Consider the following 11,309-nt stretch of genomic DNA (forward strand, 5'->3'; position numbering starts at 1 on the left):
GCCGGACTGGTGCGGCCGGACTGGTGCGGCCGGGCTGTCAGGACAGGCCGGCTGTCAGGACAGGCCGAGCAGGTCCGGGTCGGTGGCGAGCTTGCGCAGGTGGGCCTGCGGGTCGGCGACCAGCCGGCGGGTGTGCAGGTCGAGCAGCCCACCGACCGCGGTGACCTCGGCGGCGGCCGTACCGTCGGCGCGCACCAGGTGCTGCACCAGCCGGAACGTCTTGCGCCCCGGCGTGTACTCGAACGCGCAGCTCACGTCGACCTCGTCGCCGCCGCGCAGCTCCCGCAGGTAACGCACGGTGGTCTCCAGCACCACCGGGCCGGCGCCGGAGGCGATCAGCGCGTCCTGGCCGACGCCGGCCGCGCGCAGCACCTCCCACCGGGCGTGCTCGGCGTACTGCAGGTAGACCGCCTGGTTGAGGTGGCCCTGCGTGTCCAGCTCATAGCCGCGCACGGTGACCCGGACGCGGAACGGTTCGCTTGTCACGACGCCGACATTACTGCTCGGTAACCGGCTCCCCGGCCGCCGGCGGCAACCGAGTGACCAGCGCCGCAAGTTCGTCCGCGTCGAGCAGGTCGGCCGGGCTGTCGGTCACCCCGGTCGCGACGTAGTGGAACGCCGCCCCCACCTCCGCGAGCGGCACGCCGAACAGCTCGGCCGCGGCCAGCCGGTACGCGGCGAGCTGGACCGCCGCCGCGCGCGCCGCATCGCCGGTCGGCTGCCGGCCGGTCTTCCAGTCGACCACCCGCAGCCCGCCGCCCGGCTCGGCGAACACGGCGTCCATCCGGCCGCGCACCACCACCCCGGCCAGTACGGTCACGAACGGCACCTCCACCGCGAGCGGCGTGCGGGCCGCCCACTCGCTGGCCAGGAACCGGCGCTGCAACTGCGCCAGGTCGGCGTCGACGCCGGTGTCCCGGTCGGCGGCGCCGGGCAGCTCGTCCAGGTCCAGCAGCGCCTGACTGCCGAGTCGCTGCTCCAGCCAGCGGTGGAACTCGGTGCCCCGGCTCGCGGCGCGCTCCGGCGGCCGGGGCAGTGGGCGGCGGATCCGGCGGGCCAGCGCGCCCGGGTCGTCGGCGAGACCGACCAGGTCGGTGACGGTCAGCGCGGCCGGCAGCGCCACCTCGCCGACGCCGCGCGCCTCGGTGTCGCGCTCGGCCAGCAACAGGTCCACCTCGTACGCCCAGCGCCGCTCCTCCGCCGTCACCTCGTCCTCGCCGCCGCCCGGCACGGCGCCGCCAACGCTGGTGTTGCCGCCCGGCGCGCCAGTGGTGTCGGCGGCGTCGTTGCCGCCCGGCGCGCCGGTGGTGTCGGCGGCGTCGTTGCCGCCCGGCGCGCCGGTGGTGTCGGCGGCGTCGTTGCCGCCCGGCACAGCAGCCTTCCCGGGAGGCACGGCGGCATGCCCGGGAGGCGTGGCGGCGGTGGTGGCGTTGCCGGGCGACCGGGCGGCGCGGAGGGCGGTGAGTTCGGCGCGGACCAGGTCGGCGGCGGCGGTGAGGTCGCCGCGTCGCTCGCCCAGCGGGTCGTCCGGCCACTGCGCGCGCAGCGGGTTCGCCCTGACCGGGTTCGGCGCGTCCGGCTCCGGCTCGTCGGCCCACTCGTCGACGTGCCCGGCGCCGGCCAGGCACCGCTCGCGGACCTCGGTGAGCAGCGCGGACGGGCCGCGGCGGCCCTGCGCGTCGCCGTCCCACCAGTACCCGGAGCACAGCAGCAGCCGGCGCGGCCGGGTGACCGCCACGTACGCCAGGCGGCGCTCCTCGGCCGCGTCGTGCTCGGCCCAGCGGGCGAGGAAGTCGCGGCGGGCCCGGTTGAACGCCTTGTGGTCGCCGACCGCGGACAGCGCCAGCTCGGGCAGCCCGGTACGGTCACCGCGCAGCGCGAACGGCAGCACGCCGGGCCGGTTGAGCCAGTGGTCGCCCTGCGAGCGGGCCGGGAACACGTGCTCGGCGGCGCCGGCCAGCGCCACCACGTCCCACTCCAGCCCCTTGGCCGCGTGCACGGTCAGCACCTGTACCGCACCGGTGACGACCTCGACGTGCCCCGGCTCCAGGCCCCGTTCCTGCTCCTCGGCGGCGGCGAGGAAGGCGAGGAACCCGGCCAGCGTCGCGGTGTCGGAGTCGGCGGCGAACTGCGCCGCCACGTCACCGAACGCGTCCAGGTGCGCCCGCGCCAGCCCGACGGCGGCGCCCGAACCGGCGGCACCCGCCGGGCCTGCGCCACCGGCCCGGACCGCGACCTCGACGTCCAGGCCGATGGTGTGCTCGACGTCGGCGATCAGATCGGGCAGCGACTGGTCGAGCCGGGCGCGCAGCGCGGCCAGCTCGGCGGCGAACGCGGTCAGCCGGCGGTAGCCGGTCGACGAGTACAGGGTGGGGTCGCCCGGGTCGTCGAGCGCCTCCACCAGCGTCACCTCGCTGGGCAGCGCGAGTTCGGGCAGGTCCGGCCGGTCTCGGCGGGACAGTTCGCGGGAGCGCCGGTGCAGCGCGACGATGTCGCGCGGGCCGATCCGCAGCCGGGGTCCGGTCAGCAGCCGCAGCAGTCCGGCGCCGGCGGCCGGGTCGGCCAGCACCTGCAGGGTGGTGACGACGTCGCGCACCTCCGGGGTGTCCAGCAGGCCGCCCAACCCGACCACCTCGACCGGCAGGCCGCGGGCCCGCAGCGCCTGCTCCAGTACCGGGATCTGGCGGCGGGAGCGCACCAGCACCGCGGTGGTGGGCGGATCGTCCACGGTGGCGTTGGTGGTCCAGTGGTGGGCGATCGCCTCGGCGACCCAGGACGCCTCGTCGGCGGCGGTGGGCAGCAGCGCGCAGCGCACCGCCCGGCCGTACGGGGCGTGCGGCGCGGCGGAGAGCACCACGGCGGCGCTGCCGGCGTCGCGCAGCGGGCGGCTCACCTCGTTCGCGACCGACAGCACCGAGGGCGGGTTGCGCCAGCTGGTGGTCAGCGACAGCCGCCGGGCGGGGCGGCCGTCGGCGAGCGCGAAGTCGGTCGGGAACCGTTCCAGCGTGCCGGCGCTGGCACCGCGCCAGGCGTAGATCGACTGGGCCGGGTCGCCGACCGCGGTCACCGCGTGGCCGCGGCCGAACAGCGCGCGCAGCAGCACCACCTGCGCGTGCGAGGTGTCCTGGTACTCGTCGAGCAGCACCACCCGGTACCGGTCGCGTTCGGTGGCGCCGACGATCGGGTGCCGGGTGGCGACGGTCGCGGCGCGGGAGAGCTGGTCGCCGTAGTCCATCGCCTCGGCGGCGACCTTGCGCTCGATGTACTTGGTGACCAGCGGCAGCAGTTGCAGCCGGGCCTGCTGGCGGGCGACCATTCGGGCGGTGTCGGCAGACATGCTGCCGGGCAGCGCCTGCAGGCCGGCGATCAGCCGTTCGGTGAACCGGTGCAGCCGGTCCGGCTCGCACAGGTGCTCGGAGAGTTCGGCGGCGAGGCCGAGCACCTCGCCGGTGACGGTCACCGGCGCGAGATCCACCGCCGACATGTCCCCGTCGTACGCGCGGACCACGGCGTCGGCCAGCTGCCAGCAGGCCGCCTCGCTCAGCAGCCGGGTGGTCGGCTCGTACCCGGCGCGCAGCCCGTGCTCGGTGACCACCCGCGCTGCGTACGAGTGGTAGGTGGCCACGGTGGGCTCACCGCCGAGCGGGTCCGCACCCGGATGCCGTTGGGGGGCAACGGTTTCCGCTCCGGCGGAAGGCTCGGTACCGGCGCCCGTGCCGCCGATCACCGGGCCCGCGGGCGCGCCGCCGGCCGGTTCGCCGGCGATCTCGGGGATGCGGGCGAGCTGGCCGAGCCGGGCCCGGATCCGGCTGGACAGCTCGCCGGCGGCCTTGCGGGTGAAGGTCAGGCCGAGCACCTGGTCGGGCCGTACCATCCGGTTCGCGACCAGGTAGACCACCCGGGAGGCCATCGTCTCGGTCTTGCCCGAGCCGGCGCCGGCGACCACCAGCAGCGGCCCGAGTGGGGCCTCGATCACCGCCGCCTGCTCCTCGGTGGGCTGCGGCAGGCCGAGCAGCTCGGCCAGCCGGTGCGGCGTCAGTACGCTCACGGGTCGGTCACCCGCCGCCCGTGTGTCGACAGTGGACAGCTGGTCTGCACCGCGCAGGAGCGGCAGTGCTCGTTGATCACCGCGTCGAAGGTGGCCGCGGCCATCCGGCGGGCCGCGTCGTGCACCATCTCCTGCGCCCAGGCCGGGTTGTCGGCGTCGGCCAGCGCGGGCTGGTGCTGCTCGCGCGGGTGCGCCCGGGATCCGCCCAGCTGCACCAGCGCCGCGCCGCCGGGGCCGGCGCCCGGGGTGACGCCGGGCAGGTCGTCGAACGCGCCGTGCTCGGCCGCCACCTGGTACGCGCCGAGCTGCGGGTGCTGCGCGGCCTGCGCGTCGGTGGGTGCGCTGCCGCCGGTCTTGAGGTCGATGATCACCGGGCGCCCGGCGTCGTCGACCTCCAGCCGGTCGACCGCGCCGGTCAGCTCGACGTCCGGCGCGTCGTCGCGGGACGGCAGCCGGGTGCGGAACCGGCGTTCGGTGGCGGCGAGCCGGCGCGGGTTGTCGGCCAGCCACTCGGCCAGCTTGTCGAGCATCCGGTCGGCCTCGACCCGCTTCTTGCCGACCACCCAGCGGGCCGGGAACTCCACCTCGTCCCAGTGCTCGTCCAGGAACTTGCGCAGCGCGCCGAGGTCGTCGGCCTCGGCGGCGGCCGCGTGCACCAGGGTGCCGACGCTCTGCTCGACCCCGGGCGGGTTGGCGCCGCCGTGCCGTTCCAGCGCCCAGCGCAGCCCGCAGCGGCGCACGTTCTCCACGGTGGACGGCGACACCTCGACCGTCTCGCCGACCCCGGCCAGCGGACGGGCGTCGGACAGCTCGCCCATCCCCCACCACGAGTTCGGGTGCGCGCCGGTGACCCCGGCGGCGGCCAGCCGGGCCAGCTGGCGGGCCGCGGCCCGCTGCCGCTCCGGCGGTGCGGACGGGTCGACCAGCACCGTGCGCAGCTCGGCGACCAGCGCCGGCAGGGTCAATGCCCGCGGCACCGTGGCGACCCGCTCGGTGTCCACGGTGGACAGTTCGGTGAGGAACCGGCTGGGCAGCTCCTCGCCGTCGCCGGCGGCGACCGCCGACACCAGCAGCCGGTGCCGGGCCCGGGTCGCCGCGACGTAGAACAGCCGCCGCTCCTCGTCCAGCAGCGCGGCACGCTGCGCGGCGGTACCGACCACCGGCGGGTCGGCCGGCTCCTCGGTGCCCGGCTCCGGCCGGCGGCCGGCGGCGAGGTCGACCACCAGCTCGGAGCCGAGCAGGCTGCCGCGCAGCCGCAGATCCGGCCAGGCGCCCTCCTGGACCCCCGGCACCGCGACGAGGTCCCACTCCGCACCCTTGGCGGCGTGCACGGTCAGGATCCGTACCGCCGGGCCGCGCTCCGCGGTGGGTGCCAGCGAGTCGCCCGGAAGCTGTTGCGCCGCAACATGATCGGCGAACGCGACCGGGGCCGCTCCGGGCAGCCGCTCGGTGAACCGGCGGGCCGCGTCGAACAGCGCCAGCACCGCGTCCAGGTCGCGGTCGGCGGCGGCGCCGCGCTGGCCGCCGGCCGCCGCGAGCCGCAACCAGGACTTCTCCAGCCCGCTGTGCGACCACACCGCCCACAGCACGTCCAGCGCGCCGGCACCGGGCTGGGCGGCGGCACGCCGGGCGGTGGCGAGCAGCTCGGCGATGCGTACCGCGGGGGCGGCCCAGCGGCGGTCGACGGCGGCGAGCTCGACCGGCCGGCGCAGCGCCTCCAGCAGCAGCACCCCGGACGGGCGCCGGTCGCCGCCGGGCAGCGCCAGTGCCCGCAACCCCTGCCGCAGCTGGCGTTCGGTGAACGGGTCGGCACCCCCCAGCGGGGAGTGCAGCAGCGCCACCGCGGAGTCCTCGTCCAGCGTGTCCGGCCGCAGCGCGCAGCGCAGCAACAGCAGCAGCGGCGCCACCGCGGACTGCGCGGACAGCGGCAGGTCCTCGGCGGCGACCCGGATCGGCACGCCGGCCTGGGTCAGCGCCCGGCGCAACGGAGTCAGCTGCCGGGCGGTCGAGCGCACCAGTACCGCCATCCTCGACCACGGCACGCCGTGCAGCAGGTGCGCCTGGCGCAGCGCGTGCGCGAGGTAGGCCGCCTCGTGCGCGGCCGAGGCGAACACCCGCACGTCGACGCTGCCGACGGCGGGGCCGGCCGGGGCGATCGCCCGGTGCCGGGCCGGGCCGGGCAGCCGGGCGGTGATCCGGCCGGTGGCGGCGGCCAGCTGCGGCGCCTGCCGCCAGCCGGTGCGCAGCGTCACCGCCGGCGCCGGTACCCCCGGGGCCGCCGGGAACCGGTCGCGGAACTCGGTGACACCGGCCGGATCGGCCCCGCGGAACGCGAACGTGGACGAGTCCGGGTCGCCGAACGCGACCAGGAACCGGCCGTCGCCGGCCAGCAGCTCCAGCAGCTCGCGCTGCGCCGGGTCGGTGTCGTGCAGCTCGTCGACGAAGCACCACCGGTACCGGTCGCGCTCGGCCGCGAGCAGCTCCGGATCGCCGGCCAGCAGGTCGATCGCGGCCCGGGTCAGCTCCGCCGGGTCGTACCCGACCGAACCACCCGGTGTCGCGTCCCGCAGCGAGCGCACCGAGGCGTACTGGTCGGCGAAGCGCGCCGCGGCGATCCACTCGCCGCGCCCCGACTCGCGCCCCCAGCGGGCCAGCTGCGCCGCGGTGACGCCGCGCTCGGCGGCGCGGGCGAGCAGGTCCCGCAGCTCGCCGACGAACCCGCGGGTGGCCAGCGCGGCGCGCAGCGGCTCCGGCCAACCCGCGTCGTACACCGCCTCGGCGCGGCCGACGGCCAGCAGCTCGCGGATCGTCACGTCCTGTTCGGGGCCGGACAGCAGCCGCGGCGGCGGCCCACCGCGGGCCACGGCAGCGCGGCGCAGCAGCCCGAACGCGTACCCGGGGAAGGTGCGCACGGTCGGCTCGGCCCGGAACCGCGCCGTCCCCGGCACCTCGGTCGGATCGGTGCGCGCGGCCGAGTCGGCCCGGCCGGGCGTCCCGGCCGGGTCGGTGCGCACGCCCGGCCCGGCCCGGCCCGGCGTCCCGGCCGGGTCGGTGCGCGCGGCCGGGAACGGCGCCGTGTTCGGCGCTCCGGTCGGGTCGGTGCGGGCGAGGTCGGCTGGCGTCGGGGCGGTGGTGAGGCGGGCGGCGATGCCGCGGCGCAGCCGGTCGGCCATCCGCCGGCCGAACGTGAGCACCAGCACGTGCTCGGCGTCGCCGGCGGCGGCGCGGGCGGCGACCGCGGAGACCAGCGTGGTGGTCTTGCCGGTGCCGGGGGCACCGAGCACCAGCAGCGGACCGGCCGCGTGCTCGATCACCTGCCGCTGCGCAGCGTCGTGCGCCAGCGGTGCCGAATCGGGCACCGCCGGACGGACGAGTCTCAACCCCCCGGCGGTTCCGAGCGGTGGATCGGCGGGGCCGCCCCGCTCGACGCTCGGACCGCTCACGGCCGGAAGCCCCGGCACGCTGCGCTCACCCCGCCATCAGACCACGCCGGTCCGACAGCCACCCACCGGCCACGCCCGACCGGCGGACCCGCCCGCGGCTCGACGCCTTCGGGCGGCCGCGGCCGGTACCGGCGACTCGGCCGCAGCCGGCGCAGTACGGCGGGCGCGGCCGGAGATGATCAGCGGTGGCGCCAGGCCTGGACGAGACCGACGACGCCGGCGATGCAGGGCAGCAGGGTGAGCGTGCCGAACAGGTACGGAACGATCACCTGGTAGTGCTCGCCGCCGACCGACAGGTTGGTCAGCGCGATCAGGATGCCGGCGGCGAGCGCGACGGCACCGACCACGAGCCCCCAGCGCCGGCCGCGGCGCACGGCGCGGATCGTCAGCAGCCACAGCGGGATGCCCAGCGCCGAGGTCACCGCGAGGTAGCTCGCGATGGCGTTGCGGTCCAGCGACACGTCGTGCGCGGTCCAGTGCGGGTACGCGGCGCGCACGTGCTCGGCGAGCAGGCCGGTGGTGGCCAGGTCGAGCAGCGGCGCGGCGGTGGCGACGAGCGTGAGCGCGAGCCCGACGTACAGCCAGCGCGGCCGGCCGGTGCTCGACGGCGATCGGTTGATGGTTGCGGTCACGGCTGGTCCTCCCGAAATCTACGCCGTAGGTTTCCGGCTCGTACGATACGTTCTACGGCGTAGGATTGCCAACGGGAAAGGCGGTGGACGTGGCCAGGCGCACGCAGGGCACCTCGGCGGGGCTGGACCGCGGCAAGATCGCTCGCGCCGCGGTCGCGCTGGTCGACCGGGACGGGCTCGACCGGTTCGGGGTGCGTCGCCTCGCCCAGGAGCTCGAGGTCGACCCGATGTCGATCTACCACCACATCAAGGGCAAGGCGGCGCTGCTGGACGCGATGTCCGAGGCGGTCCTGGTCGAGATGATGGCCGACGCGGGCGACCCGCCGGCGGGCTGGGCCGAGACCGCCCGCTGGATCGCGCGGCACTACCGCGAGCTCGCGTACCGGCATCCCGAGGTCTTCCCGCTGCTGGTCACCCGCGCGCAGACCGCACCGGTGGCGCTGACCGCGCTGGACCGGCTGATCGGCGCGATGCGTACCGCCGGGCTGCCCGACCGGGTGGTCGCCGACGCGCCGATGACGCTGTTCGGCTTCCTCAACGGCTACCTGCTGGCGGTCCTCAACGGGCAGCCCGGCACGGCGCCGTCGGTCGACCCCGCCGCGTACCCGGGGCTGGCCAGCGTGGCACCGCTGCAGCACGACTACGGCACGGCGGCGGAGTTCGACCGGTTGGTCGACACCGTGCTCGCCGGCCTCGACGCCCGCGCCGCGACCGGCACCGGCGACCCGCTGACCTGATCGAGAGCGCGCCCACCGCTACCGCGGTCGGTCACCGGGCCGGCACGGTGACCGTGACCCGCCGGCCGGCCGGACCGGACCGGTCACTCGCCGCCCGTCGCGTCGTCCTGCCGGTAGCGCAGCATGATGTCGTGGTCGTGCCGGGAGCCCGCGGTCAGGTGCAGCGCGTTCGACACGGTCGGGTAGCCCGACGCGACCAGCGTGTACTCTCCCGGCGGCATCCCGGCGAACCGGTAGCTGCCGTCCGGGCCGGTCATGCACCGGCCGGCCACCTCGCCGTCCGCGTCCAGCAGCGTCACCAGCGCATCGGCCAGCGGCAGGTGGTCCCGGCCGCCGCGCGCGATGCCGGCGAGCACCGCATCACCGGTCAACGCCACCTCCACCGCCGCGGTCCCCGTCGAGGGCACCGTCACCGGCACCGCGACCGGCCGGTACCCGGGTGCGTTGCCGACCACGGTGTACCCGCCGCCGATCAGCTCGGCGAACCGGAACGTGCCGTCCGTGCCGGCGGTGACCGCACCCAGCACCGCACCGGAGGAGTCCATCAGCGACACCACCGCCGCCGGCACCGGGGTCGCGCCGCCGGACAGCCGCACCGTACCGGCGATCGCCGCCGAACCGACCAGCGTCAGGTCCAGCTGCACCGGCGCACCGTCCACCGCCACCACCGACGCCAGCGGCTGGTGCCCGCGCGCCCGCGCGATCAGCGTGTACGTGCCGGAGCGCGGCACCGCCAGCTCGTACCAGCCGTCCGTCCCGCTGACGTCCTTGTCCGCCTGCCGGCCCGCCAGGTCGATCACCGTCACCGCGGCCTGCGGTACCGGCGCCGCACCGGCCCGCACGTACCCGCGCACCGGCGTGCCCTGCCCGCGGCGAAGGTCGGTGGTGCGTTCCGGATCGATGTCGACGTGCGGGTCCCACTCGGCCGGCGCGCGCCGCACGTCGGCCAGCCGGAGTACCGCGGCGTCCCGCGCGGTGTGGCTCGGGGCCGCACCGTCCGCCGGTCGCGCGTGGCCGTCACGCGGTGGCGCGGTGCGCGACCCGGCCCGACGTGACGCCGCACCGGGCCCGCCGGCCGGCACCTGCCAACCCACCGTGCCGGGCGGGAGCACGCCGGCGAGCTTCGCCCGTACCGCGGCGATGCGCTCGGCCTCGTCCGGGAGCAGCCCCGGTACGGTCGCCTCGTTCGTCTCGGCCCGCGACGACGCCTCGTTCGGCTCGGCCCGCGACGACGCCACGTACCGCCCGCCCTCGGCCGCCGTGGCATCGGCCGCGCCGTGCGCCGGCCCACCGGCCGTACCCGCACATTGCGCCGGGCCACCGGCCGTACCCGCACCGTGCGCCGGGCCGCCGGCCGCCGCCGCACCGTGTACCGGGCCACCTGCCGCCGCCGGTTCGGATCGTCCGGGCGACGGGTCGCGGCGGGCCGCGTCCGGCGACGCCGACCCGGGATGTTCGGCGTCGGCCGCCGCCCAGACCGGGACGCGTATCGCCGAGACCGGCCGCGCGGCTCCGTCGCGCGGTTCGGGTACCGCGTCGCGGCGAGCCGACTCCGCCGGGGGCGCGGCCCGGCCGCCCAGCGCGGCCCCCGAGGCCGCCAGCGGCGTCCCGTACCGGTCGACCCCGCTCGCGGCGCCGGACCCGACCTCGGCCCGGTCCGGCGCCGCGTCGGCGGAGTTCGGCGGCGCGTCGGCCGCCGCACCGGTCCCGGCGGCGAGGCCGCCCGGCCCACCCGGTCGACCGACCCCGGTCGGTCCGCCGTCCGCGGACGTCCCGGCGTTCGCGGACGTCCCGGCGGCTCCGGGGCTCTCGGCGGCAGCAGCGGTTTCGGTTGCGGTGGCGGGATCCGAGACCTCGGAACTCGAGGATGCGGCAGTACCGGCCGAGTGCACCGGCCCAGCCGCCGTGGCGCGGCCGGCGTCGCCGGCAACGGACTCGTCGATCGCGCCGGCAGGAACCGTACCGCCGAAGAACGACGCACCGTCCGGGACGACGCCAGGCCGACCCGGGTCCCGCTCGGCACCGCCCGGCGGCCGGCCCAGCCAGGCCGCGTCGAGCTCCGCCGGTTCCACCGCGGCGAGCCGGCGGAAGGTCCCCGTACCGGCGTCGGCCGGGTCGTCGCCGAGGCCAGTGGCGGAGCCGGCCGCGCCCCACGGTGCGGCATCGCCATCCGTTGCGCTATCGGTCGTCCCGGCCCCGGCCGACCCGCTCCCCGAGCCGCCGAGCCCGACCGAACCGGCCCCGACATCGAGCCCGACCGAACCGGGCCCGGCGCCAGGATCGCCGGAGCCGTACGCGACGGCACGGTCGGTCGAGCCGTGGGTGCCGGGCCCGGCGGCGGGGGCGGCGTCCGCCCCCGCGGAGCCGCGAGCCACACCGGGACCGGCGGCCCGCGATCCGGGCGTACCGGTGCGGGCGCGGTGCGAGCCGCCCACGCCGGGGCGGGCCT

At 77.4% G+C, this 11,309-nt stretch carries 6 protein-coding genes; 1 reads left to right on the forward strand and 5 read right to left on the reverse strand.

What is annotated here, in order from left to right:
• Positions 1-54: 54 nt before the first annotated feature.
• The 4 genes from NUM_RS32750 to NUM_RS32765 form a co-directional block, all read right to left on the reverse strand.
• Entirely contained in the window at positions 55-486 is a 432-nt protein-coding gene (locus NUM_RS32750; RefSeq protein WP_207126026.1) for an acyl-CoA thioesterase, read from the reverse strand.
• Between the two features lie 10 nt (positions 487-496).
• Entirely contained in the window at positions 497-4,048 is a 3,552-nt protein-coding gene (locus tag NUM_RS32755) for a UvrD-helicase domain-containing protein (protein ID WP_225919008.1), read from the reverse strand.
• The gene (locus NUM_RS32760) at positions 4,045-7,407 is read right to left on the reverse strand and encodes an ATP-dependent helicase (protein ID WP_225919009.1); all 3,363 of its coding nucleotides are present in this window, start codon (positions 7,405-7,407) and stop codon (positions 4,045-4,047) included. The genes NUM_RS32755 and NUM_RS32760 overlap by 4 nt, the downstream gene beginning before the upstream one ends.
• Positions 7,408-7,670: 263 nt before the next feature.
• The gene (locus tag NUM_RS32765) at positions 7,671-8,123 is read right to left on the reverse strand and encodes a hypothetical protein (RefSeq protein ID WP_207128808.1); all 453 of its coding nucleotides are present in this window, start codon (positions 8,121-8,123) and stop codon (positions 7,671-7,673) included.
• Positions 8,124-8,212: 89 nt separating this feature from the next.
• Between NUM_RS32765 and NUM_RS32770 the strand changes: the two genes are divergently transcribed.
• The gene (locus tag NUM_RS32770; RefSeq protein WP_207128809.1) at positions 8,213-8,860 is read left to right on the forward strand and encodes a TetR/AcrR family transcriptional regulator; all 648 of its coding nucleotides are present in this window, start codon (positions 8,213-8,215) and stop codon (positions 8,858-8,860) included.
• Between the two features lie 83 nt (positions 8,861-8,943).
• Here NUM_RS32770 and NUM_RS32775 read toward each other — a convergent pair.
• Positions 8,944-11,309 (reverse strand): carboxypeptidase regulatory-like domain-containing protein (locus NUM_RS32775; protein ID WP_207128810.1); only part of this gene is annotated, 2,366 nt, incomplete at its 5' end.

The organism is Actinocatenispora comari (assembly GCF_017312725.1).
GTDB classification, from domain to species: Bacteria; Actinomycetota; Actinomycetes; order Mycobacteriales; family Micromonosporaceae; genus Actinocatenispora; species Actinocatenispora comari.